Below are 23909 nucleotides of genomic sequence, written 5' to 3' on the forward strand. Positions count from 1 at the left end.
GCGGCGGCAGAAATGGGCGCGAAAGGGCGCTCATTCTACTTGCCGCGCCGGCGCGGGCGTGCGCGCCGAACGGGTCACCAGCAGGATGCCGAGCGCGGCCAGCGCCATGCCGGGCCAGGCCAGCGGCGGGATCGGCTCGTCCAGCACCAGCAGCGCGATGACGGCGGTCGATGGCGGCACCAGGAAGAACAGCGCCGACACGCGCGAGGCTTCGCCATGGCGCAGCATGGCCAGCAGCAACGTGATGGCGACCAGCGAATTGCCAATCACCAGGTACGCCAGCGATCCGAGCAGCGGGCCGGTCCAGTCGATGCGCATCGGCTCCAGCCAGAAGGCCAGCGGCGCCGTGACCGCCAGGCCAACGGCGTATTGCACGGTGTTGGACGTGACGGGGTGGGTCTGCACGCCGAAGCGCTTTTCATACAGCGTGCCGCTGGTGATGCAGAGCAGGGCGGCCACCGCGAGCACCAGGCCGAGCGTCGAAGCCAGGTCGACCGAGGCCTTGGCGACGATGACCAGCGCGGCGCCCGACACGCCCAGTCCCAGCCCGGCCCAGCGCCGCGCGTCGACGCGTTCGTGCGCGATCACCGGCGCAAGCAGCCCGATCAGGATGGGCTGTAGCGACGTGATCAACGCCAGCCCGCCGGCGGACATGCCTTGCTTGAGCGACAGATAGGTGAAGCAGAAGTAGCCCGCCTGCAGCAGCAGGCCGACCATGGCCAGGTGGCCCCACGCCCGTGCGCCTTGCGGCAGCGGCGGCCGCAGCGCCAGCAGAAATGGCATCAGCAGCGCCACCACGCAGGCATAGCGCAATGCCAGAAAGGTCATGGGATCGGCATAGGCCAGCCCCACTTTCAGCACGACGAAGCCGCTGGACCACAGCAGCAGGAAAAGCGCGGGCGCGAATTTCAACCAGGCGGGCGTTGCGGCTTGCGGCATGATGGCGATCAGCTGCGGGAATGGGCCAGCCGCGATGGTACGCCTGTTTCGTCGACACGCCATCCCTGCGAAAATGTCGACAGGAGATTCATATTCAGCAGTGGCGCGAGGGAAAAAAATGGCCAACCAACAAAAGCCGACGGTACATATCACCCTGGGAACCTGGGATCGCCTGCGCGAGGACGCCTCGTCGGTCCGCTATGACGTTTTCGTGGTCGAGCAGAAGGTGCCGCCCGAAGTCGAGATGGACGACGACGACGCGGTCTCGGTGCATGCGGTGGCCTACGCCGCTGACGGCACGCCGCTGGGCACCGGCCGCCTGCTGCCCGACGGTCACATCGGCCGCATGGCCGTGCACAAGCGGGCGCGCGGCCTGGGCGTGGGCGGCCAGTTGCTAGACGCCCTGATCGGCCAGGGCCATGGCGATGGCCACCGCATGCTGGTGCTGCACGCGCAGACCCACGCCAAGGGCTTCTACGAGGCCCACGGGTTCCAGGTGGAAGGCGAGGAGTTCATGGAAGCCGGCATCGCGCACGTCGTCATGACGCGGGTGCTGGCCTAGGCGCGGCAAGCGATCGGACAGCCCTGGCGGCAGCGGTGTCGCGGCCAGCTTGTGGCAGCGGGCTTGTGGCAGCGGGCTTGTGGCAGCGGGCTGGCGAGGTGCGGCTGGCGTGGTGCACGCTGGGATGGTGCACGTTGGCGCGGTGCAGATGGCTAGGCGCAACTGGCGTGGCGGGCTCGTTGTTATGGCGGGCTTGTCGTCGTCAGGCAAATCGCCTGGCGCGGCGGCGGATGTCGATGCCGCCGCCGTCCGGTCTCATGATCGGAACCGGAAAAGAAAAAACCCCGGACGCTTTCGCGAACGGGGTTTTCTTGGCGCATCACGACAGGTACCTCGTGATGTAATAATTGGTGCCCAGGAGAGGACTCGAACCTCCACACCTTGCGGCACATGGACCTGAACCATGCGCGTCTACCAATTCCGCCACCTGGGCGCTGATGTCTTACCTTCCGCGTCGCTTTCCAGTTTGCATTTGATCTTTCGACTTCTTGCTACCGGCTGCGTTTCGTTTCGTGTTCAACAGCAGAGGAACGAGATTATGCATACTTTTTTGGAAGTGTGCAAGTCATGCTGCATTTTTTTCACTTTTTTTTCGATGCGGCCGACTTCGCTATAGTGTCGCCCCATGTCACGCCCTCTTTGCCTGCGCTGTAAGCGCCCCGAATCCCACTGCCTGTGCACCCTGATCCCGGCGCTGAGTCCGCGAACCCGCGTGGTGGTGTTGCAGCATCCGAGCGAGGCGCGCCATGCGCTGAACACAGCGCGGCTGGCGGTGCTGGGGCTGGATGGGGCGCGGCGCTTGGTGGGGGAATACTTTCAGCATGAGCAGTGGGCCGAACCCGGCTATGCGCCCCGCGTGTTGTTTCCCGGCGAGGGCGCGGAGGTATTGGTGCCCGGGTGCGCCGCCGCGACGGGCGCGCCAGTGCAATTGATCGTGCCCGACGGCACCTGGACCCATGCGCGCAAGCTGCTGCACATCAATCCGCAACTGGCCGCGTTGCCGCGCGTGATGCTGCCGCCCGGCCTGGCGACGCGCTACCGGGTGCGGCACGCGGACATCCCGGGCGCGCTGTCCACCATCGAGGCGGTGACGCATGCGCTCAATGCGCTGGAGGCGCCACGCAATTTCGACGAACTGCTGCGGCCGTTCGAGGCCTTGATCGATGGCCAGATCGCGGGGATGGGCGCGGACCTGTATGCGCGCCACCATCTGAACCGTAAGGTGCCGTGGCGCTGAAAGAAGGTCTTGGCGTGGGCGGCGGGGAAGGGGCGGGGCTGCCGCGCAAAGCGCAAGTCGCAAAGCAAAAACCCCGAAAATCTCGCGATTTTCGGGGTTTTCAACTTTTTGCCAACGCTGCCTGTTTATATTGCGACGTGATGCCGTCGCAAAGCCAAACAGCCTTGGCTGAAATTCCGTGGTGCCCAGGAGAGGACTCGAACCTCCACACCTTGCGGCACATGGACCTGAACCATGCGCGTCTACCAATTCCGCCACCTGGGCACTGAGACATTGCAGCCAGAACTTTGTGATACGCTGCCACTTCGATTGCATGAGGTTTTTATTCCCATGTATTCAAAGCGCAATTGCAAAATCACTCTACAATCCGTCTGACCATTTCTGCTTCAGTGTTCAGCCTTGGGCGAACCACAGAAGCTGCGCATTATATACGGAAAAATTAGCTTTGGCAAAACGATCGAATAACGAATCGAACAACAACAGATCCACTCCGTTGCCGGAAGCGCCACCAGACTTCGATCCTGATGTCCCGTCCCGTGAAGCCATCCTGAAAGCGCTGCGATCCGCGGGGGCGCCGTTGTCTCCGGTGGAGCTGGCCGAGCGCATGGGCGTGGAGCGTCCGGCGACGATGGTGGGATTCGAGCGCCGCCTGGGTGCGATGGAACGCGACGGCCAGCTGATGCCGAACCGCAAGGGCGTGCTGCTGCTGGCCACCAAGCTGGATTTCGTTGCCGGCAAGGTGCTGGGCCATCGCGATGGCTTCGGCTTCCTGTTGCGCGATGACGGCGGGCCGGACCTGTTCCTGTCGCCGCGCGAAATGCTCAAGGTGCTGCACGGCGACCGTGTGCTGGTCAAGCCGTCGGGCGAATACCGCGGCAAGCCGGAAGGCACCATTGTCGAGGTGATCGAGCGGCGCACCAACAAGCTGGTGGGCCGCTTCCTGCACGAGCACGGCCTTTCCATCGTGGTGCCGGAAGACCAGCGCATCAAGCACGACATCCTGATTCCTCCCAGCGACACCAACGGCGCCCAGCATGGGCAGGTGGTGTCGGTCGAGATCATGGAGCAGCCGACCCGCCACACGCAACCGCTGGGGCGCGTGGCCGAGGTGCTGGGCGAGATCGACGATCCCGGCATGGAAATCGAGATCGCGGTGCGCAAGTTCGATGTGCCCGTGGAATTCTCCGAGGCCGCGCGCAAGCAGGCCGCCCGCCTGCCGGACGTGGTCCGCAAGGGCGACCTGAAAGACCGCGTCGACCTGCGCGATGTGCCGCTGATCACCATCGACGGCGAAGACGCGCGCGATTTCGACGATGCCGTCTATTGTGAAGCGGTGGAACTGGGCACCGGCCAGCGCAAGCGGCCGGGCTGGCGCCTGTTGGTGGCCATTGCCGACGTCAGCCACTACGTGCGTCCCGGCGACGCGCTGGACGATGACGCGCTCGAGCGCGGCACCAGCGTGTATTTCCCGCGCCGCGTCATCCCGATGCTGCCCGAGTCGCTGTCCAACGGCCTGTGCTCGCTGAATCCCGATGTCGATCGCCTGGTGCTGGTCTGCGACATGGTGATCCCGGCGTCGGGCGCCAAGGCCGGCACGGTCACGGCATACCAGTTCTACAACGCGGTGATGCACTCGCATGCCCGCACCACCTATACCAATATCTGGGCGGCGCTGCAGCAGCCCGGCGGCCCGGCGGCCCACGCCATGCGCGCCGTCATGCCGCAGGTGCAGAGCCTGTATGAACTGTTCCACCTGCTTTCGCAGAGCCGCAAGAAGCGCGGCGCGATCGATTTCGATACGGTCGAGACCAAGATCGTCTGCAACGAACTGGGGCGCATCGAACAGATCGTGCCTTCGGTGCGCAACGATGCCCATAAGCTGATCGAAGAGTGCATGCTGGCCGCCAACACCTGCGCGGCCGACTTCATGACGCGCAGCAAGCATCCGGGCCTGTACCGCATCCACGAGGGCCCGACGCCCGAGCGCCTGCAGTCGCTGCGTGAATTCCTGCGCACCATGGGGCTGTCGCTGGGCGGGGGCGATACGCCCACGGCCAAGGACTACGGCGACTTCCTCGACTCCGTGCGCGGCCGTCCCGACTACCAGCTGCTGCAGACCATGTGCCTGCGCTCGATGCAGCAGGCCATCTACAGCCCCGACAATCTGGGCCACTTCGGCCTGTCGTATCCCGGCTACAGCCATTTCACCTCGCCGATCCGGCGCTATCCCGACCTGCTCACGCACCGCGTCATCAAGGCCCTGCTGGCCGGCCAGCGCTATGTGCCGAGCCTGGACGACCAGCCGGTCGTCATCGGCCGCACCCAGCGCGAGCACGAGCACGCTATCTGGGAAAAGCTGGGCCTGGTGCTGTCGGCCAGCGAACGCCGCGCCGACGAGGCCTCGCGCGACGTCGAGGCCTGGCTCAAGTGCTGGTTCGTCAAGGAGCGCGTGGGCGAGGACTTCAGCGGCACCGTCACCGGCGTGGCCAGCTTCGGCATCTTCGTCACGCTGGATACGCTGCACGTCGAAGGGCTGGTGCACGTGTCCGAGCTGGGCGGCGAATACTTCCAGTTCAACGACGCGCTGCACGAGCTGCGCGGCGAACGCACCGGCATGCGCTACCGCCTGACCGACAAGGTCCAGGTGCAGGTGTCGCGGGTCGACCTGGAAGCCCGTCGCATCGAGTTCCGCCTGGTGCAAGGCACCAGCTTCGACGCCTTGCGCAAGGCGGCCGCGCGTGGTCCCGATGAAGGTCCGCGCCGCGTGAAGAAGGCGGCGGCGCCCAAGCCGGCCGCGCTCAAGGGCCAGACCGCCAAGGAGCGGCGCGCCGAGGCCAAGAAGGCCGGCAAGCCGTCCAATACCCCGCAACGCGCCGCGCCGGCCAAGAAAGCCACGCGCAAGCGCCACTGATGCGCGGCGCGGCGTTCCGCCCGGGAGGGCGGGCGCCGCGGCCCCGCCGCCGGGCCCGCGATTCGCCGGCACGCTGTTTTGGGGGCGCACCTTCGGTCGGGCAAAGGCGGGTGACGGCGCCATAAGGGGTAACATTGCGCCTATGGCCGGCCTGTCCGGCGGCCCGTTCCGCTCTGGGACGGGCATTCGTTTCTCTAAAGGTATTTGCATTTATGGCGTCGACCCAAGTCCTTGCCGGGTTTCACGCGGTTGTCGCGCGGCTGCGCCACGCGCCCGAGTCGATCAAGGAAATCTACGTAGAAGCGTCGCGCCGCGACAAGCGCATGCAGACGTTCATCGAGCAGGCCGAGAAGGCCGGCTGCCGCCTGCACCCGGTCGCCATGGAGCGCCTGGATGGCCTGGCGCGCGGCACCCGCCACCAGGGCGTGGTGGCGCTGGCTGACGAGCGCCAGCTGGCGGTGGACGTGGATGAGGTGCTCGACGTGATCGAGGGGCCGCCGCTGCTGCTGATCCTGGATGGTGTGACCGATCCGCACAATCTGGGCGCCTGCCTGCGGACGGCGGACGCCGCCGGCGTGCACGCCGTGATCGCGCCGCGCGACCGCGCGGTGGGGTTGAACAGCACCGTGCAGCGCGTGGCCTGCGGCGCGGCCGATACCGTGCCGTACCTGATGGTCACCAACCTTGCGCGCACCATGCGCGGCCTGAAGGATCGCGGCGTGTGGCTGGTCGGCACCGACGACCAGGCCACGACAAGCATGCACCAGGTCGATGCGCGCCAGCCGATGGCCTGGGTCATGGGCGCCGAGGGCGAGGGCATGCGCCGCCTGACGCGCGAGACCTGCGACCAACTGGTCAACATTCCCATGCTGGGCTCGGTCGAAAGCCTGAACGTCAGCGTGGCCAGCGCGGTGTGCCTGTACGAGACCGTGCGCCAGCGGCAGGCCTGAGCCGGCCGCGCCCTTCTTTTCGTAGTTCCCTTCTTTCCGCGTAGCCCATCATGCACCAGAACGGCTTTACCACCACGATCCTCCATTCCGACCGCCAGCAATCCGTCGAGCACGGAGCGGTGCACAAGCCGATGCACCCTTCGTCGGAGTTTGCCTACGCCGATGCGCGCGAGCTGGCCGCGGTGTTCCAGGGCAAGCCCGGCTTCACCTATGCCCGCCAGGGCACGCCGACCACCACGGCGCTGGAAGCCAAGATCAACCACATGGAAGCCGGCAAGGGCACGGTGAGTTTTGCCACCGGCATGGCCGCGCTGGCCGCCATTTTCACCACGCTGCTGCGCCGGGGCGACCATCTGGTGTCGAGCCAGTACGTGTTCGGCAACACCAACAGCCTGCTGGGCACGCTGCTGGAACTGGGCGTGGAGATCACGTTCGTGGATGCCACCGATTCGGCGCAGGTGCGCGCGGCGATCCAGCCCAACACCCGCATGGTGTTCACCGAGACCATCGCCAATCCCGGCACTCAGGTTGCCGACCTGGCGGTGATCGGCGAGATCTGCCGCGAAAAGGGACTGGTCTATGTGGTGGACAACACGCTGACCTCGCCGTGGATGTTCCGGCCGTCGACGGTCGGCGCGTCGCTGGTGATGAACTCGCTGTCGAAGTACATCGGCGGCCATGGCAACGCGCTGGGCGGCTCGGTCACCGACACCGGCCTGTACGACTGGGCCGATTATTCGAACATCTACGACGCCTATCGCAAGGGCCCGTCCACCGGCTGGGGCCTGACCCAGATCAAGAAGAAGGGCCTGCGCGACATGGGGGGCACGCTGGCGGCGGAGCCCGCGCACCGCATTGCGGTGGGCGCCGAGACGCTGGCCCTGCGCATGGCCAAGCATTGTTCCAACGCGTTGGCGCTGGCGCGCTTCCTGGAAGAGCATCGCGGCGTGGCCAAGGTGCATTATCCGGGCCTGGCCAGCCACCCGCAGCATGCGCGCGCCGCGGCACTGTTCGGTTCGCGCTTCGGCGGCCTGCTGGGCGTGGAACTGGCCGACGGCGTCGACTGCTTCGATTTCCTGAACCGCCTGCGCATCGTGTTGATGGCCACGCACCTGGGCGACACGCGCAGCCTGGCGCTGCCCGCCGCGCACACCATCTACTACGAGATGGGCGCCGAGCGTCGCAAGCAGATGGGCATCGCCGACAGTCTGATCCGGGTGTCGGTGGGCATCGAAGACGAGACTGATCTGCTATTTGACTTCGATCAGGCGCTCAACGGCTGCCTGCAGGGATAATCTGGCGGGGCTTCGGCGCGGTGACGCGCCGGCCGTTACCTGCGCAGGAACCCATGCTTATACAGATCGCCGAAGTATTCACCTCCGACGAGGCGGCCGCCATCCGCCAGCGTCTCGATGCCGCCGATTGGGTGGATGGCAAGGTTACCGCGGGCTTCCAGTCCGCCTCGGTCAAGCACAACCGCCAGTTGTCCGAGCAGCATCCGCTGGCGCAGGAACTCGGCAACCTGATCCTGCAGCGCCTGTCCGGCAACAACCTGTTCATGTCGGCGGCGCTGCCGCGCAAGATCTTTCCGCCGCTGTTCAACCGCTACGAGGGTGGCGAGGCCTTCGGTTATCACGTCGACAACGCCGTGCGCGGCATCGTCGGCACCGCCGAGCGCGTGCGCACGGACCTGTCGGCCACGCTGTTCTTCTCCGAGCCTGATTCCTACGACGGCGGCGAGCTGGTCATCGACGACACCTACGGGCCGCGCACCGTGAAGCTGCCGGCCGGGCACATGGTGCTGTATCCCGGCACCAGCCTGCACAAGGTCAATCCGGTCACGCGCGGCGCCCGTGTCAGCGCGTTCTTCTGGATGCAGAGCCTGGTGCGCGAAGACAGCCAGCGTGCGCTGTTGCTCGACATGGATGTGGCCATTCAGCGTTTGAACCAGGATGCCGCGGGCCACCCTTCGATCGTCCAGCTCACCGGCATCTATCACAATTTGCTGCGGCGCTGGGCCGATGTGTGAAGGCCGCGCCGAGGGGCCGTGCGCCGGTGTCGCGCAAACCCCGAAATGCGCGTTTATGTTTATTGCGGAAAGGCCTAAAAGCTAGTATTGGTGCGGCTTGACGTGAGGTTTTCGCTTGACAGCCGCTCTACGCCAAGGCCTAATACATGTCTGCGTCGCTGACGGTTCAGGGGTCTTGAAACCCTTGAAACCTAGGCGGCGCAGCAGTTTAAAAGTTGTGCTTTGCAGCGCAAGAAAAAGTTTATCCACTAGTCTGTTCGTCGTTTGTCGGGTCTACGCGCCTAGTCGTGATGTCCAGCATGACAGCCATGATGAACTGCACTCCCGGCAGACTCCATACCTTGTGAGGGGTACACCTGCATGAACAAAACCGAACTCATCGATCACATTGCCAGCAAGGCCGATATCTCCAAGGCTGCCGCCGGTCGTTCGCTTGACGCCCTGATTGGCGCCGTCAAGACCACCCTGAAGAAGGGCGGTACGGTCACCCTGGTGGGCTTCGGCACGTTTGCCGTGTCGGCCCGCGCCGCTCGCACCGGCCGCAATCCGCGCACGGGCGAAACCATCAAGATCAAGAAGGCCAAGGTGCCGAAGTTCCGTCCGGGCAAGGCCCTGAAGGACGCCGTCAACTAATTGACGGATCGGCGGATCGAGCGGGCACGGCACCCGTTGATTTGCCGACAGGTACGCGGTCCGGTATACTCCGGCCCGCGTATTGCTTTTGAGTACCCCGGCTAGCGTTTTCCGCAGTTCGTTTGCGGCGAAACCATCACCAGGACGGGTGCTTAGCTCAGTTGGTAGAGCGGCGCCCTTACAAGGCGTAGGTCACAGGTTCGACCCCTGTAGCACCCACCATCAGCAAGCCGAAACAGAAACCCGCACACGGTAACGTGGCGGGTTTTTTTGTTTGCGCGCTTGGGATGCGCGTTTCGGGTTCGTGTGTCGGGTTCGTGTTTCGGTTCAGGGCTGCGATCGCATGCTTCGGGTGCGGGCATGGAGCACGCGCACGCGCTGCATGCATGGGGGGCGTGTACGACCCAGAGCGCATTCATGGGTAAAGCGCTTCAGGCGTGCGCTCGGGGTGCGTGCGCGGCATTTCGGCGCTTGCCTGCGTCCCTCGCAGGGATTGCCTGCCCGCCCGCGCCCGTTGCGGGGGCAGGGTTCCGCGGGCGGGCTGCAGGGACGGGATGCACGGGCGAGATGCACGGGCGAGATGCACGGGCGAGATGCACGGGCGGCATGCACGGGCGGCATGCACGGGCGGAGCCGCGCGGGCCGCCTGATGGTCCCGCTGGCGCAATCGACGTTTGCACTGCCGCCGTTTGCGCCAGCGCAGGGTTGGCGCCGCATCGGGGTGTTACGCTATTGCAGACGAAATATGACGTGCGAATCATTCGCATTTAAGCTATGATCTTTGGCTTGTACCGGTCAGCCGGCGTGCGCTCGTTGCGCGCGTTTTTTCCTGGCTGGCCAGATAAGTTAATGCACCCTGGCTGATTCATGCCTAGCTTTCAACGTGGTCTGAACTCTTCACCGCCGTCTTCCCTTGGTATACGCATAGGCGCAGGCCTGGCGGTCGTTGCGCTACATGCCGCAGTGGTTTATGCCATTTACCTGGCGCCCGAGAACCGCCCTGAACTGGAGGAACCCGAGGCCATCATGGTGAGCGTGGTGGATGCGCCCACGCCGCAGATCGCCAAAGCCGAGCCCACGCCGGAAGTGCCGCAGCCGGTGACGGAACCGCCGCCCGAGCCGCAACCCGAGATCGAGCCCGAAACCGAACCGGATCCCAAGGTGGAGCCGGAACCCGAGCCCGAACCCGAGCCGGTGGTCGAGAAGCCGCCGATGCCGGCCCCCAAGCCGAAGCCCAAACCCAAACCCAAGCCCCAGCCCAAGCAGGAAGTCAAACCCGAGCCCAAGCCCGAGACGCCGCCGGTGGAAACGCCGCCGGCCGGCGCCACGGAAGGCGCGCAGACCACCCAGGCCCCGCGCCAGGGTCCGCCGCCCGACCAGATCCTGCAGGAAACCCAGATCGAATACCTGGGCGCGCGACCCATGCCCAACTACCCGATGGCATCGCGCCGCATGCGGGAAGAGGGGCGGGTGGTGGTGCTGGTGGAAATCAATACCCAGGGGCTGGTCGAGCGGGCCACCATCGACGCGTCCTCGGGCTTTCCCAGGCTGGACGAGTCGGCACTGGCCGCCGCGCGCAAGGCCCGCATGAAACCTTATAGCCGCAATGGCGTGGCATATCCCGCCAAAGCAAAGATTCCGTTCGATTTCGTAATGAGGAACTGAGATGTCCAACGCAATGCACAGCGCCACCCTGGTGGCGCAGGCGGCCACCAGCCCGGCAGCGGCTCCGGCGGCCGCGGCACCCGCCGCCGCCGCGGCGCCCGCCGCCCAGCAAGCCGCGACCGCGGCCGGCGGCATCGTCCAGCAGGCCACCGGCGCCATCCAGCAATCCGCGGACGCGCTGCACAGCGCCGCCGCGGCGCTGCCGGCGGTCGCCCCGGCGCCGGCGCCCGTCCCCGACATGGGCTTCCTGCACTTCGTCGCCCAGAGCGACTTCGTCGGCAAGAGCCTGTTCATCATCCTGATCCTGATGTCGCTGGTGACCTGGTACCTGATCCTGGTCAAGGTCGGCAGCAACATCAGCATGCGCCGCCGCTCGGCCGACTTCCTGAACAAGTTCTGGAACGCCAGTTCGCTGGAACAGGTCGAGCACGAGATCACCACGCACGGCGCGCGCGACCCGTTCTCGCACCTGGCCAGCCACGCCATGCACGCCCAGGCGCACCACAACAAGTTCGGCGCCACCAAGCTCGAAGAGGCGGGTTCGAGCAGCGATTTCGTCACCCGCACCATGCGCAAGGTGATCGACGAGGAAACCGCCAAGCTCGAAAACGGCCTGACGGTGCTGGCCTCGGTGGGCTCGACGGCGCCGTTCGTCGGCCTGTTCGGCACGGTGTGGGGCGTGTACCATGCCCTGGTCGGCATCGGCCTGTCCGATGGCGTCACCATCAACCGCATCGCCGGTCCGGTGGGCGAGGCCCTGATCATGACCGGCCTGGGCCTGGCGGTCGCCATCCCGGCGGTGCTGGCCTACAACACCTTCGTGCGCAACAACCGCGTCTACCTGTCGCGCCTGGACGCCTTCGCGCACGACCTTTTCGCCTTCCTGACCACCGGCCAGCAAGTGGCCCTGTCGGACAGCAAGGTGCGTGCCCTGCGCCGCCAGCACGGTAACGGCGCCGCGGTCCAACGCGGGAGCGAATAATGGCTTTTGGCAGCTTCGAGGGCAAAGGATCCGGGACCCACACGGTTTCCGAGATCAATATGGTGCCGCTGATCGACGTCATGCTGGTGCTGCTGGTGATCTTCATCATCACGGCGCCGCTGCTGGCGCACTCGATCAAGATCAACATGCCCCAGGTGGCCGCCGAGCAGATCGAGGAAGAACCCAAGACCGTGGACCTGGCCATCGATGCCGGGGGCGCGCTGTTCTGGGACGAAAAGCCGGTCAATATCGACGACCTGCCCAATCGCTTCAAGTCGATCGCCGGCACCAAGCCGCAACCCGAGATCCGCATCCGCGCCGACCAGAACACCCGCTACGAGACGCTGGCCAAGGTCATGGCCTCGGCCCGTCGTTCGGGCATGACGCGCATCGGTTTCGTCACCACGCCGCCCTCGGGCGGCGCGGCTGCCGAGGCGCCGGCGGCAGGTGGGGCCACCCCCGCGCCGTCCGGCCGTTGAACGATTCCCGCCAACGGGGCGCATTTCGCGCCCCGTTTTTTCCGGGATCGCGCTAGAATCGCGGCATGCGAGTTCTGGTAATCGAAGACGACACCACCCTGGGCCATGCGCTCCAGGAATTCCTGGCCGACCAAGGTTATGCGGTCGACTGGCTGACCGAGGGCGACCGGGTTCTGGGCGCGCTGGCCGGCCAGCCGTATGACCTGATGCTGCTCGACCTCAATCTGCCCGGCATGAGCGGCCTGGACGTGTTGCGCCAGCTGCGCCAGGATGGCAACCAGGTTCCGGTGCTGATCCTGACCGCCCGCGACGGCATCGAAGACCGCGTTGCCGGCCTGGATGCCGGCGCCGATGACTACGTCACCAAACCTTTCGAACTGCCCGAGCTGGCCGCCCGCGTGCGCGCCTTCGGCCGCCGGCGGGCTGGGCAGGCGCAGCCGCTGATCGAGGTGGGTCCGCTGGTGTTCGACACCGTCGGCCGCGAGGTGCGGGCCAACGGCCAGCGCCTGTCGCTGTCGGTGCGCGAACTGTCCGTGCTGGAAATGCTGATGGCGCGCGTCGGCCGCGTGGTCACCAAGCGCCAGATCGTCAATTCGCTGTCCGCCTGGGACGCGGATTTCAGTGAAAACGCAGTGGAAGTCTATGTCTACCGCCTGCGCAAGCGCCTGGAAGGCACGGGCGCCAGCATCCAGACGGTGCGCGGCTTCGGCTACATGCTGGATGTGGAAACGGCCTGACGGCCCGGCTGGCCGCCCGAAGCCGGTCGGCCCCGCCAGCCCGCGGCGGCCTGACTCCCCATCCGTCCACAGCGAGGGCACCGCGTCATGATGTCAGAACGCACTCCTTCCCCTCCGCCCGCCCCTCGCCCCTTGCTCCCGTCCCGCTCGCTTGCGCGGCATCTGGTCATCCGGCTGATGCCGCCGATCCTGTTGCTGGTGCTGCTGGACCTGGCCGCCACCTGGGTCATCACCCACAAGATCGACATGTCGCTGTGGATGCTGGAGGATTTCTTCTGGCTGATGGTGGTGGGGCAGGTGATGCTGATCGGCCTGTTCACCTGGGTGGTGGTGCAGGGCGTGCGTTCCGGCCTGCGCTCGGTCAATCATCTGTCCGAGGAAATCCGCCAGCGTTCCATCGATGATATGCAGCCGCTCGAAGTGGCCGGCGTGCCGGTCGAGATCGAACCGCTGGTCACTCACACCAACGATCTGCTGCTGCGGCTGGATGCCTCGCTGGCGGCGCAGCGCCGCTTCATCGGCCACGCCGCGCACCAGCTGCGCACGCCGCTTTCCGGCCTGCGGCTGGAATCCGAACTGATGCTGGCGCGGCCCTTGCCCGACGATGTGCGCGCGCGCGCCGAACGCATCAAGGCGGTCAGCGACCGCATGATCCGGCTGGGCCAGCAGTTGCTGGTGCTGGCGCGCGCCGATCCCAATGCGCGGCCGCAGGATAGTTTCGTGCGTATCGACCTGTGCGAATGGGTGCGGGCGCATGGCGCCGAATGGTTCCCGCGAGTGCGCGAGGCGCGTTATGAACTGGACCTGGTGGCGCCGGACGCGCCGATCTGGATCGACGCCGATCCCCTGTTGCTGGCAGAACTGCTGGGCAATTTGATCGACAATGCACTGCGCTATGGCAACGCCACCGGCAAGATCACCCTGATCGTCGGCGCCAATCCGCCGTCGCTGACGGTGGAGGACGACGGCCCCGGCATTCCCCCCGAGGAACGCGATCGCGTGTTCGAGGCGTTCTATCGTTCGCCGTCGGTCACGGCCGGCGGTTCGGGGCTGGGCCTGGCCATCGTGCGCGAGATCGCGCATGCCCACGGCGCCTGGTGGAAGCTCACCAGCCGGCCCGATTTTTCCGGAACGCGGCTGTCGGTCGTGTTTCCCGGCCCTCGCAAGGGGGCTCAACTCACTCGGCAAGAACCCACATCATGAGCCAGGGCTCGGTCAGCGTTCCTTCTTCCTCTACCGGCGGGGCGCCCGCCGGCCACGCCCCGTCCTCGCGCGCCGCCCTCGTCCTGGGGGCGCTGGGCGTGGTGTACGGCGATATCGGCACCAGTCCGCTGTACACCCTGCGGGCTTGCCTGACGGGGCTGAGCGTGCATACCGACCTGGAGCCAGCCCACTTGCTGGGCGTGCTGTCCATCCTGTTCTGGATGCTGATGGTGGTGGTGTCATTCAAGTACGTGACGCTGATCCTGCGCGCGGATAACCGGGGCGAAGGCGGCACGCTGGCGCTGCTGGAGCTGGCGGTGCGCAGCCGCGAGGGCAAGCTGCGCTGGATCCTGATCGTGCTGGGCATCTTCGGCGCGGCGCTGTTCTATGGCGACAGCATGATCACGCCGGCGATTTCGGTGCTGTCGGCACTGGAAGGGATCGGCATTGTTTCGCATACGCTGGACGCGTGGGTGGTGCCGCTGGCGCTGGTGGTGCTGGTGGCGCTGTTCGCGATCCAGTCGCATGGCACGGGCGCCATGGGCAAGCTGTTCGGGCCGGTGATGCTGCTGTGGTTCGGCACGCTGGCGGCGCTGGGCGGCTGGCAGGTGTGGCAGACGCCCGAGGTGCTGGCGGCGCTCAATCCGATGTGGGGCCTGCGTTTCATCGTTGAGTTCCCGTGGATCAGTTTCGTGCTGCTGGGCGCGGTGGTGCTGGCGCTGACCGGCGCCGAGGCGCTGTATGCCGACATGGGCCACTTCGGCCGCCCGGCCATCCGCAGCGCGTGGTTCAGCATGGTGCTGCCGGCGCTGACGCTGTGCTATTTCGGGCAGGGCGCGCTGCTGTTGCGCGATCCCAGCGCGATCCGCAATCCTTTCTTCATGATGGCGCCGGAATGGGGCCTGGCGCCGCTGGTGGCGCTGGCGACGGTGGCCACCATCGTGGCGTCGCAGGCGGTGATCTCGGGCGCGTATTCGGTGACGCGCCAGGCGGTGCAACTGGGCTTCTGGCCGCGCATGCAGATCCTGCATACCTCGGCGGTGGAGAAGGGCCAGATCTATCTGCCGCAGGTCAATGCGCTGCTGCTGTGCGCGGTGCTGGTGCTGGTGCTGGTGTTCCGCAATTCGGACAACCTGGCGGCGGCCTACGGTTTCGCGGTGACGGGGACGATGCTGACGACCTCGGTGCTGGCGTTCGCGGTGCTGCCGCGCGGCACCACGGGCGCCAAGCGCATGCTGTGGTTCGTGGTGCTGGGCCTGTTGCTGCTGTTCGATGTGCTGCTGTTCTCGGCCAACGTGTTCAAGATCCACGAAGGCGGCTGGTTGCCGCTGGTGGTGGCGATCGTGGTGTTCACGCTGATGATGACGTGGCGTCGGGGCCGCCGGCTGCTGTCGGACATGCAGCAGCGCGACCGCCAGCCGCTCAAGGAGTTCATGGAACAGCTGGAGGCCTATCCGCCGTCGCGGGTGCCGGGCACGGCGATTTTCATGACGATGAATTCGGGCAACGTGCCGCCGGCGTTGCTGCACAACCTCAAGCACAACAAGGTGCTGCATGACCATGTGCTGTTCCTGACGATCCGGGTGGCGGATGTGCCGTACGTGTCGGAGGACGAGCGCTTTTCGGTGCAGAAGATGAGCGCGTCGAGCTGGGCGGCGACGATCAACTACGGCTTCAAGGAAGATCCGGATGTGCCGGAGGCGCTGCGGCTGGTGGCCGAGGCGTATCCGGAGCTGGATCTGGAGCCGATGCGCACGTCCTATTTCCTTTCGCGGCAGACGGTGGTGGCGGCCAGGAAGCCGGCGCTGTGGCGCTGGCGGCGGGCGGTGTTTTCGTTCATGGCGCGCAATTCGACGCGGAGCACGAAGTTTTTCAAGATTCCGGCGAATCGGGTTGTGGAGATGGGGATGCAGGTGGAGTTGTAGGCGTTGTTGGGCTGGGGCGGTTGTTGTTTGAGTTCTTGAGACGCCCGTTGGCGGCTGCTGGGGCGGGTGGTTTTCTTGGCGTGCTTGCCTACAGTTTGTTGGCAGGGGCGAGTATCTTGTGGCTGTTGCGTAATAAAAAAGCCCCTCGGTGTTGCCGAGGGGCTTTTTGTTGGGCGGAAAGAAGTATTACTTCTTCTTGGCCTCGTCCTTCAGTTGCGGCAGCGAGGTGCCGGAGGCGGAGAGCAGGCCGGTCTTCGTGTAGGTGAACAGCTTGGCGCGGGTGTCGACGATGTCGAGGTTGCGCATGGTCAGCTGGCCGATGCGGTCGGCGGGGGTGAAGGGGGCGTTCTCGACCTTTTCCATCGACAGGCGCTCGGGAGCGTAGGTCAGGTTGGGCGATTCGGTGTTGAGCAGCGAGTAGTCGTTGCCGCGGCGCAGTTCGATGGTCACTTCGCCGGTGATGGCGCGGGCGACCCAGCGCTGGGCGGTTTCGCGCAGCATGATGGCTTGCGGGTCGAACCAGCGGCCCTGGTACAGCAGGCGGCCGAGCTTGCGGCCGCTTTCGCGGTACTGCTCGATGGTGTCTTCGTTGTGGATGCCGGTGACCAGGCGCTCGTAGGCGATGAACAGCAGGGCCAGGCCCGGGGCTTCGTAGATGCCGCGGCTCTTGGCTTCGATGATGCGGTTTTCGATCTGGTCGCTCATGCCCAGGCCGTGGCGGCCGCCGATGCGGTTGGCTTCGAGCATCAGCTCGACCGGGTCGCTGTATTCCACGCCGTTCAGGGCGACCGGCTGGCCTTCCTCGAAGCGGACAGTGACTTCCTCGGCCTTGACGGCGACGTCGTCGCGCCAGAAAGCCACGCCCATGATGGGCTTGACGATGCGGATGCCGGAGTTCAGGTGTTCCAGGTCCTTGGCTTCGTGGGTGGCGCCGAGCAGGTTGGAGTCGGTGGAGTAGGCCTTTTCCGCCGACATCTTGTAGTCGAAGCCGGCCTGGCGCATGTACTCGGACATTTCCGAGCGGCCGCCGAGCTGGTCGATGAATTGCTGGTCGAGCCAGGGCTTGTAGATCTTCAGGTCCGGGTTGGTCAGCAGACCGTAGCGGTAGAAGCGCTCGATGTCGTTGCCCTTGAAGGTGCTGCCGTCGCCCCAGATGTTGACGTTGTCTTCCTTCATGGCGGCCACCAGCATGGTGCCGGTGACGGCGCGGCCGATGGGCGTGGTGTTGAAGTAGGTGATACCGGCGGTCGAGATGTGGAAGGCGCCGGCCTGCAGGGCGGCGATGCCTTCGGCCACCAGTTGCGCGCGGCAGTCGATCAGGCGGGCGTTCTCGGCGCCATAGGCCATGGCCTTGCGCGGGATCTCGTCGTAGTCGGATTCGTCGGGCTGGCCCAGGTTCGCGGTGTAGGCGTAGGGGATGGCGCCGTTGTTGCGCATCCAGAGCAGCGCGGCGCTGGTGTCGAGGCCGCCGGAAAAGGCGATGCCGACCTTCTGGCCGGTGGGAAGGTTCGGGAGGATAGTGGTCATTGTTTGAGGTGGGACGCCAACGGGACTTTGACAGCAACGAGCCGCCAAACAAGAAATCTGGCCGCCATTTTAACTCTTTTGGGCGGGGGCGGCCCGGAGCGGCGGGACGCAAAGCCGGCGTCGGCGCGGGCGGCCGGGGGGAAGGGGCGCCAACCTGTCCGAATTGTCAGGGAGCGGACAGCGTGGAGTCCCGCAGGGCTTTCTACATTGGGAGCCGTACTGACTGTCAGCCGCGCGGGCGGCCCCGGAAAATGAACACAGGCAAGCGCAGGGCGTCGCGGTGGGCGGCGGGGCTGGTGGCGGTGGCTGGCCTGGCCGGCTGTGCCGTCGGGCCGGATTACCAGCGGCCGGCCATGGATCTGCCCTCCGGTTACAAAGAGGCGGGGCCCTGGAAGACGGCGCAGCCGGGCGTGATCGACGGTTCGCAGCCGTGGTGGGAGGCCTATGGGGATCCGACCCTGAATGGTCTGATCGTGGCTGCCAACGGCGCCAACCAGACCATCCAGCAGGCCCAGGCGCAATACCGTCAGGCGCGCGCGGCGGCCGATGCGGCTCGCGCCGGCTTCTGGCCCACGGTCGGCGCCAATGTGTCGGCGCAGCGCGCGCGGGCCAAGAGCAGCGGGGTGGTGGCCGTTTCCAACAGCTATGCGGCGGCCATCGACGTGTCCTGGGAACCGGACTTGTGGGGTGCGGTGCGCCGCCAGGTCGAGGCGAGCGACGCCTCGACCCAGGCCAGCGAGGCCAACCTGGCCGCCGCCCGGCTCAGCATCCAGGCGGCGCTGGCGCAGGACTACCTGCAATTGCGGACGGTGGATCGGGAAAAGGATCTGTACGCCCGGACCCTGCAGGCCTATGAGCGCACCTTGAAACTCACCCGCAGCCAGTATGACGCGGGCGTGGCGCTGCGCTCGGACGTGGCGCAGGCCGAGGCCCAGCTCAAGACCGCGCAGGCGCAGGCGATCGACCTGGACGCCTCGCGCCATCAACTGGAACACGCCATCGCCATCCTGACCGGGCGGGCGCCGGCCCAATTCAGCCTGGCGCCGCTGCCGCCCGAGCAGCCCTGGATGTTGCGCGTGCCCGCCGTGCCGACCGGCCTGCCGTCCGACCTGCTGGAGCGGCGTCCGGACATTGCCGCCGCCGAGCGTCAGGTGGCCTCGGCCAATGCCGCCATCGGCGTGGCGCGCGCCGCCTACTTCCCGTCGTTGGTGCTGTCGGCCAGCGGCGGCTTCGGCGCGGCCAGCTTCGCGCAGTGGTTCAACGCGCCGGGCCGGGTCTGGTCGCTGGGGGCGGCCTTGGCGCAGACGATTTTCGACGGCGGCCTGCGGCGCGCGCGCGATGCCCAGACGGTGGCGGCGTTCGACGCCAGCGCCGCGCAATACAAGCAGACGGTGCTGGGCGCGTTCCAGGAGGTGGAGGACAACCTGTCCACCTTGCGCGTGCTGGACGACGAGGCGCGGGCGCAGGACCAGGCGGTGGCGGCCTCGCGCCTGAGCGAGCAACTGGCCCTGGCGCAGTACCGCGCCGGCACCACCACCTTCCTGGCGGTGGCCACGGCGCAGGCCCTGACGCTGTCGAACGAACGCAATGCCGTGCAGTTGCGCGGCCGCCAGATGGTGGCCAGCGTGGCGTTGATCAAGGCCGTGGGCGGCGGCTGGAACGCGTCCGCCCTGAACACGCCGGATGCGCAGGCGCTGGCGGCGGCCGGCGCGGCGCCGGCCGCGCCCAAATCCCCTACCGAGAACGAGTAAGTCCATGGACAAGGCTGTGACGATTTCCCCTCCGGGCGCGGGCGGCCGCAAGGCGGCGCTGCTGGCGCTGGCGTTGGCGGCCTGTGGCCTGGCGGCATGGTGGTGGCTGCGCGCGGGCCGCGAGGCGGCGCCCGCGCCGGCGCCGGCGGTGCCGGTGGCCACCGCGCTGGCGCAGCGCCAGGACGTGCCGCGCTACCTGACTGGCGTCGGCACGGTGACGTCGGCGGCGACGGTGACGGTCAAGGCGCGCATCGACGGCCAGCTCGACAGCGTCGGCTTCGTCGAGGGCCAGGACGTGAAGGCCGGCCAGGTGCTGGCCAATATCGACCCGCGCGCCCTGCAGGCGCAACTGGCCCAGGCCCAGGCGCAGCGCGCCAAGGACCAGGCCACGCTGGTGAACGCGAGGCTGGACCTGCAGCGCTACACCCGCCTGCAGCGCGAGGACGCCGCCACCCAGCAGACGCTGGACACGCAGCGCGCGCTGGTGGCGCAGCTGGAGGCCGCGACGCAGACCGACGACGCCCAGATCAGCTACGCCAAGGTGCAGCTGGACTACACCCGTATCGTCGCGCCGATCTCCGGCCGGGTGGGGGCGCGGCTGGTGGATCCAGGCAACATCGTGCACGCGGCCGACGTCAACGGCCTGGTGGTGATCAACCAGATCGATCCGATTACGGTGCTGTTCTCGCTGCCGGAAGAATCGGTGCCGGCGATCAACGCGGCCATGGACAAGGGCCAGGCGTTGACCGTGGTGGCTTATGCGCGCGGCAGCAACGAGCCGCTGGAGCAGGGTCAGCTGGTGCTGCTGAACAACCAGATCGACACCGCCACTGGCACGGTGCAGCTCAAGGGCCGCTTCGACAATCCGCGCCATCGCCTGTGGCCCGGGCAGTACGTCAATGCGCGACTGGTGCTGGACCCCCGCGAGAGCGTCGTGACGGTGCCGGCGGCCGCGGTGCAGCGCGGCCAGACCGATACCTTCGTGTACGTGGTGGATGGCGCCGGCGTGGCGCAGCCGCGGCCGGTCAAGGTGGAGCGCATGCAGGACGGCCTGGCCGTGATCCAGCAGGGGCTGGACGCCGGCCAGCGCGTGGTGGTGGACGGCCAATACAAGCTCAAGCCCGGCAGCAAGGTGCGTGAGCTGGCCGCGGCGGCGGGGGGCGGCCAGTGAGCATCTCGGCGAATTTCATCAAGCGGCCGATCGGCACCTCGCTGCTGGCGCTGGCGATCCTGCTGGTCGGCATCGCGGCCTGGCCGCTGCTGCCGGTGGCGCCGCTGCCGCAGGTCGACTTTCCCACCATCCAGGTGCAGGCCAGCCTGCCCGGCGGCAGTCCCGAGACCATGGCGTCCAACGTGGCGCAGCCGCTGGAGCGGCAGTTCTCGCTGATCGCAGGCCTGTCGCAGATGACCTCGGTCAGCGCCATCGGCCTGACCCAGATCACGCTGCAGTTCGACCTGAACCGCAGCATCGACTCGGCGGCGGTGGACGTGCAGGCCGCGATCAACGCCGCCACCGGCCAGTTGCCGAACAACCTGCCGAATCCGCCGACCTTTCGCAAGGTCAATCCGGCCGACGCGCCGATCATGGTGATGGCGGTGCAGTCGGACACGCTGCCGCTGATCCAGGTCAATGACTACGCCGACAACATCCTGGCGCAGCAGATATCGCAGATCTCGGGCGTGGGGCTGGTCAACATCGGCGGCCAGCAGAAGCCGGCCGTGCGCATCCAGGTGGACCCGGGCAAGCTGGCGGCGCTGGGGCTGAGCCTGGAGGACATCCGCGGCGTCATCGCCACCACTACCGTCAACCAGCCCAAGGGCACGATTGACGGGCCGCGCCAGAGCTTCACCACCTACACCAACGACCAGCTGCTGTCGGCGTCGCAATGGAACGATATGGTGCTGGCCTACCGCAACGGCGCGCCGATCCGGGTGCGCGACGTGGGCATGGCGGTGGACGGGCCGGAAAACACCAAGCTGGCCGGCTGGGCCTACGCCGGGCCGGCCTCGCCGCCGGACAACACCATCACCAACGGCCGTTCGATCGTGCTGCAGATCAGCAAGCAGCCGGGCGCCAACGTGATCGACACGGTGGACCGGATTCGCGCGGCGCTGCCGCGGCTGGAGGCTTCGATTCCGCCGTCGGTGCACGTCAACACCATCATCGACCGCACCCAGACCATCCGCGCCTCGGTGCAGGACGTGGAGTTCACGCTGACGCTGACCATCGTCCTGGTGGTGCTGGTGATCTTCCTGTTCCTGCGCAATGTGGCGGCGACGCTGATTCCGTGCGTGACGGTGCCGCTGGCGCTGATGGGCACGGCCGCCATCATGTACGTGGTCGGGTTCAGCCTGGACAACCTGTCGCTGATGGCGCTGACGATCGCGGTGGGCTTCGTGGTGGACGACGCCATCGTGATGCTGGAGAACATCTACCGCCACGTCGAGGCCGGCATGTCGCCGATGGAGGCCGCCTACAAGGGCGCGGGCGAGATCGGCTTCACCATCGTCTCGATCTCGGTGTCGCTGGTGGCCGTGTTCATTCCGCTGCTGCTGATGGGCGGCATCGTCGGCCGGCTGTTCCGCGAGTTCGCGGTGACGGTGACGCTGACCATCGTGGTGTCGGTGCTGGTGTCGCTGACGCTGACGCCGATGCTGTGCTCGCGCTACCTGAAGAACCACCATGGCGACCGCCATGGCCGCCTGTACCTGCTGTTCGAGCGCGGCTTCGACGCCATGCTGCATGGCTATGAGCGCGGCCTGAAGCTGGTGCTGCGGCACCCGTTCGCCACGCTGTGTTCGTTCCTGGCGACGGTGGCGTGCACGGTGGCGCTGTTCGTGATGATCCCGAAGGGGTTCTTCCCGCAGCAGGACACCGGCTTCATCTTCGGCTTCGCCGAATCGGCCCAGGATTCGTCGTTCTCGCTGATGAATCAGCGCATGATCCAGATGGCCGATGTGATCCGGCAGGATCCGGACATCGCCAGCTTTGGCTTCAACGGCAGCCAGAGCACCTACAACACCGGCAACTTCTACATCGGCCTGAAACCGAAGGACGAGGGCCGCACGGCGTCGGCCGACGAGGTCATCGCGCGGCTGCGGCCGCAGCTGGCCAAGCTGGAGGGCGTGACGCTATTCATGCAGGCGGGCCAGGACATCAACGTCGGCGGGCGGCTGTCGCGCACCCAGTACCAGTACACGCTGACGGACTCGAACCTGGACGAACTGAACGTGTGGGCGCCGCGGCTGCTGGCCAAGTTCCGCGAGCTGCCGATGCTGACCGACCTGGCGTCCGACCAGCAGAACGCGGCGGCGACCGCCTCCATCACCATCGACCGCGCGCGGGCCTCGTCGTTCGGCATCTCGCCGGCGCTGATCGACGCCACCATCTACGACGCCATTGGCCAGCGCCAGGTGGCGCAGTACTTCACCCAGATCAACAGCTACCACGTGGTGCTGGAGGTGACGCCCAGGTTGCAGCAGGATCCGGACCTGTTCTCCAAGCTCTACCTGACCTCGCCGCTGACCGGCCAGCAGGTGCCGCTGTCGACCTTCATCAAGCTCGACACCGACAAGACCGCCTACCTGTCGATCAGCCACCAGGGCCAGTTCCCGGCGGTGACGATCTCGTTCAACCTGGCGCCGGGCGCCTCGCTCGGCCAGGCGGTGCAGGCGATCCAGCAGGCCCAGTCGCAGATGGGCGCGCCGGCCAGCCTGACGGGGGCGTTCCAGGGCACGGCCAAGGCCTTCGGCGACTCGCTGGCGACCCAGCCCTACCTGATCGCGGCGGCGCTGATCGCGGTGTATATCGTGCTGGGGCTGCTGTACGAAAGCTACATCCATCCGCTGACGATCCTGTCGACGCTGCCGTCGGCCGGGGTGGGGGCGCTGCTGATCCTGATGGTGGGCGGCTACGACCTGAGCGTGATCGCGCTGATCGGCATCATCCTGCTGATCGGCATCGTCAAGAAGAACGGCATCATGATGATCGACTTCGCCCTGACGGCCGAGCGCGAGCACGGCATGTCGCCAGCCGAGGCGATCTACCAGGCCTGCGTGCTGCGCTTCCGGCCGATCATGATGACCACCATGTGCGCGCTGCTCAGCGGCCTGCCGCTGATGCTGAGCCACGGCCAGGGCTCGGAGTTGCGCCGGCCGCTGGGCTATGCGATGGTGGGCGGCCTGATCGTGTCGCAGGCGCTGACGCTGTTCACGACGCCGGTGGTGTACCTGTACCTGGATCGGGCGCATTTCTGGTACATGCGCAAGAAGCAGGAACGCGCCGCGCGCAAGGCGGGGGCGTCCGTGCCGGCTGGCGTGGCGTCAGGCGAGGCGGGAGCGCCTGCCCAGCCCGGAGTTGAGTCAAAATAGGCTTCCTT

18 protein-coding genes and 3 tRNA genes are annotated in these 23909 nt (G+C 66.7%); 17 read left to right on the plus strand and 4 right to left on the minus strand.

Annotated elements, in window-relative coordinates:
- Nucleotides 1–30: 30 nt before the first annotated feature.
- Nucleotides 31–939, minus strand: a complete 909-nt coding sequence (locus tag AruCF_RS06105) for a DMT family transporter (protein ID WP_049072577.1) — start codon at nt 937–939, stop codon at nt 31–33.
- 118 nt (nt 940–1057) lie between these two features.
- On the opposite strand from AruCF_RS06105, the gene AruCF_RS06110 reads away from it, so the two are divergent.
- Nucleotides 1058–1501, plus strand: coding sequence for a GNAT family N-acetyltransferase (locus AruCF_RS06110; RefSeq protein ID WP_049072578.1), 444 nt, complete (start codon nt 1058–1060; stop codon nt 1499–1501).
- A 348-nt stretch (nt 1502–1849) separates the two neighbouring features.
- Here AruCF_RS06110 and AruCF_RS06115 read toward each other — a convergent pair.
- A tRNA-Leu gene (locus tag AruCF_RS06115) sits at nt 1850–1934 on the minus strand.
- Nucleotides 1935–2126: 192 nt separating this feature from the next.
- Here AruCF_RS06115 and AruCF_RS06120 point away from each other — a divergent pair.
- Nucleotides 2127–2738 carry a tRNA-uridine aminocarboxypropyltransferase gene (locus AruCF_RS06120; RefSeq protein ID WP_049072579.1) on the plus strand — a complete coding sequence of 204 codons (612 nt, stop codon included), beginning with the start codon at nt 2127–2129 and terminating at the stop codon, nt 2736–2738.
- Between the two features lie 179 nt (nt 2739–2917).
- Here the strand turns inward: AruCF_RS06120 and AruCF_RS06125 are convergent.
- A tRNA-Leu gene (locus AruCF_RS06125) sits at nt 2918–3002 on the minus strand.
- Between the two features lie 181 nt (nt 3003–3183).
- Between AruCF_RS06125 and rnr the strand changes: the two genes are divergently transcribed.
- The 12 genes from rnr to AruCF_RS06185 all read left to right on the plus strand — a co-directional run bounded on the left by rnr (nt 3184) and on the right by AruCF_RS06185 (nt 16252).
- Nucleotides 3184–5649 carry a ribonuclease R gene (gene rnr / locus AruCF_RS06130; protein ID WP_049072580.1) on the plus strand — a complete coding sequence of 822 codons (2466 nt, stop codon included), beginning with the start codon at nt 3184–3186 and terminating at the stop codon, nt 5647–5649.
- A 212-nt stretch (nt 5650–5861) separates the two neighbouring features.
- The gene (rlmB, locus tag AruCF_RS06135; RefSeq protein WP_049072581.1) at nt 5862–6599 is read left to right on the plus strand and encodes a 23S rRNA (guanosine(2251)-2'-O)-methyltransferase RlmB; all 738 of its coding nucleotides are present in this window, start codon (nt 5862–5864) and stop codon (nt 6597–6599) included.
- A 50-nt stretch (nt 6600–6649) separates the two neighbouring features.
- A complete protein-coding gene (locus AruCF_RS06140; RefSeq protein WP_049072582.1) occupies nt 6650–7894 on the plus strand; it encodes a cystathionine gamma-synthase family protein in 1245 nt (414 codons plus the stop codon).
- A gap of 53 nt (nt 7895–7947) precedes the next feature.
- On the plus strand, nt 7948–8628 hold the full coding sequence (locus AruCF_RS06145) for a Fe2+-dependent dioxygenase (protein WP_049072583.1): 681 nt from the start codon (nt 7948–7950) through the stop codon (nt 8626–8628).
- A gap of 360 nt (nt 8629–8988) precedes the next feature.
- Nucleotides 8989–9261, plus strand: a complete 273-nt coding sequence (locus AruCF_RS06150) for an HU family DNA-binding protein (RefSeq protein WP_003812968.1) — start codon at nt 8989–8991, stop codon at nt 9259–9261.
- Between the two features lie 146 nt (nt 9262–9407).
- A tRNA-Val gene (locus AruCF_RS06155) sits at nt 9408–9483 on the plus strand.
- 645 nt (nt 9484–10128) lie between these two features.
- On the plus strand, nt 10129–10926 hold the full coding sequence (locus AruCF_RS06160; protein WP_049072584.1) for an energy transducer TonB: 798 nt from the start codon (nt 10129–10131) through the stop codon (nt 10924–10926).
- 1 nt (nt 10927) lies between these two features.
- Entirely contained in the window at nt 10928–11908 is a 981-nt protein-coding gene (locus AruCF_RS06165; protein ID WP_049072585.1) for a MotA/TolQ/ExbB proton channel family protein, read from the plus strand.
- Entirely contained in the window at nt 11908–12387 is a 480-nt protein-coding gene (locus AruCF_RS06170) for an ExbD/TolR family protein (RefSeq protein ID WP_049072586.1), read from the plus strand. The genes AruCF_RS06165 and AruCF_RS06170 overlap by 1 nt, the downstream gene beginning before the upstream one ends.
- 65 nt (nt 12388–12452) lie before the next feature.
- Nucleotides 12453–13124, plus strand: coding sequence for a response regulator transcription factor (locus tag AruCF_RS06175; RefSeq protein ID WP_006218435.1), 672 nt, complete (start codon nt 12453–12455; stop codon nt 13122–13124).
- Between the two features lie 87 nt (nt 13125–13211).
- Nucleotides 13212–14327 (plus strand): sensor histidine kinase, encoded by a 1116-nt coding sequence (locus AruCF_RS06180; RefSeq protein WP_372364183.1) that lies wholly within the window; start codon nt 13212–13214, stop codon nt 14325–14327.
- The gene (locus tag AruCF_RS06185; RefSeq protein ID WP_049072589.1) at nt 14324–16252 is read left to right on the plus strand and encodes a potassium transporter Kup; all 1929 of its coding nucleotides are present in this window, start codon (nt 14324–14326) and stop codon (nt 16250–16252) included. The genes AruCF_RS06180 and AruCF_RS06185 overlap by 4 nt, the downstream gene beginning before the upstream one ends.
- A 186-nt stretch (nt 16253–16438) precedes the next feature.
- Here AruCF_RS06185 and argG read toward each other — a convergent pair whose 3' ends face one another.
- Complete coding sequence (gene argG / locus AruCF_RS06190; protein ID WP_006388517.1) at nt 16439–17779, minus strand: argininosuccinate synthase; 1341 nt, start codon at nt 17777–17779, stop codon at nt 16439–16441.
- A gap of 251 nt (nt 17780–18030) precedes the next feature.
- On the opposite strand from argG, the gene AruCF_RS06195 reads away from it, so the two are divergent.
- The 3 genes from AruCF_RS06195 to AruCF_RS06205 are packed head-to-tail and all read left to right on the plus strand — an operon-like array spanning nt 18031 to nt 23901.
- Nucleotides 18031–19530: an efflux transporter outer membrane subunit gene (locus tag AruCF_RS06195; protein ID WP_049072590.1), complete on the plus strand. Its 1500-nt coding sequence runs from the start codon at nt 18031–18033 to the stop codon at nt 19528–19530.
- Between the two features lie 4 nt (nt 19531–19534).
- The gene (locus tag AruCF_RS06200; RefSeq protein ID WP_080977353.1) at nt 19535–20701 is read left to right on the plus strand and encodes an efflux RND transporter periplasmic adaptor subunit; all 1167 of its coding nucleotides are present in this window, start codon (nt 19535–19537) and stop codon (nt 20699–20701) included.
- Entirely contained in the window at nt 20698–23901 is a 3204-nt protein-coding gene (locus tag AruCF_RS06205) for an efflux RND transporter permease subunit (protein ID WP_049072591.1), read from the plus strand. The genes AruCF_RS06200 and AruCF_RS06205 overlap by 4 nt, the downstream gene beginning before the upstream one ends.
- Nucleotides 23902–23909: the final 8 nt, after the last annotated feature.

Source organism: Achromobacter ruhlandii (assembly GCF_002082135.1).
Taxonomy (GTDB): domain Bacteria; phylum Pseudomonadota; class Gammaproteobacteria; order Burkholderiales; family Burkholderiaceae_B; genus Achromobacter; species Achromobacter ruhlandii.

Coding starts and splice junctions, on each gene's coding strand:
- AruCF_RS06105 (WP_049072577.1), bottom strand. CDS start 939: ATGCCGCAAGCCGCAACGCCCGCCTGGTTGAAATTCGCGCCCGCGCTT.
- AruCF_RS06110 (WP_049072578.1), top strand. CDS start 1,058: ATGGCCAACCAACAAAAGCCGACGGTACATATCACCCTGGGAACCTGG.
- AruCF_RS06120 (WP_049072579.1), top strand. CDS start 2,127: ATGTCACGCCCTCTTTGCCTGCGCTGTAAGCGCCCCGAATCCCACTGC.
- rlmB (WP_049072581.1), top strand. CDS start 5,862: ATGGCGTCGACCCAAGTCCTTGCCGGGTTTCACGCGGTTGTCGCGCGG.
- AruCF_RS06140 (WP_049072582.1), top strand. CDS start 6,650: ATGCACCAGAACGGCTTTACCACCACGATCCTCCATTCCGACCGCCAG.
- AruCF_RS06145 (WP_049072583.1), top strand. CDS start 7,948: ATGCTTATACAGATCGCCGAAGTATTCACCTCCGACGAGGCGGCCGCC.
- AruCF_RS06150 (WP_003812968.1), top strand. CDS start 8,989: ATGAACAAAACCGAACTCATCGATCACATTGCCAGCAAGGCCGATATC.
- AruCF_RS06160 (WP_049072584.1), top strand. CDS start 10,129: ATGCCTAGCTTTCAACGTGGTCTGAACTCTTCACCGCCGTCTTCCCTT.
- AruCF_RS06165 (WP_049072585.1), top strand. CDS start 10,928: ATGTCCAACGCAATGCACAGCGCCACCCTGGTGGCGCAGGCGGCCACC.
- AruCF_RS06170 (WP_049072586.1), top strand. CDS start 11,908: ATGGCTTTTGGCAGCTTCGAGGGCAAAGGATCCGGGACCCACACGGTT.
- AruCF_RS06175 (WP_006218435.1), top strand. CDS start 12,453: ATGCGAGTTCTGGTAATCGAAGACGACACCACCCTGGGCCATGCGCTC.
- AruCF_RS06180 (WP_372364183.1), top strand. CDS start 13,212: ATGATGTCAGAACGCACTCCTTCCCCTCCGCCCGCCCCTCGCCCCTTG.
- AruCF_RS06185 (WP_049072589.1), top strand. CDS start 14,324: ATGAGCCAGGGCTCGGTCAGCGTTCCTTCTTCCTCTACCGGCGGGGCG.
- argG (WP_006388517.1), bottom strand. CDS start 17,779: ATGACCACTATCCTCCCGAACCTTCCCACCGGCCAGAAGGTCGGCATC.
- AruCF_RS06195 (WP_049072590.1), top strand. CDS start 18,031: ATGAACACAGGCAAGCGCAGGGCGTCGCGGTGGGCGGCGGGGCTGGTG.
- AruCF_RS06200 (WP_080977353.1), top strand. CDS start 19,535: ATGGACAAGGCTGTGACGATTTCCCCTCCGGGCGCGGGCGGCCGCAAG.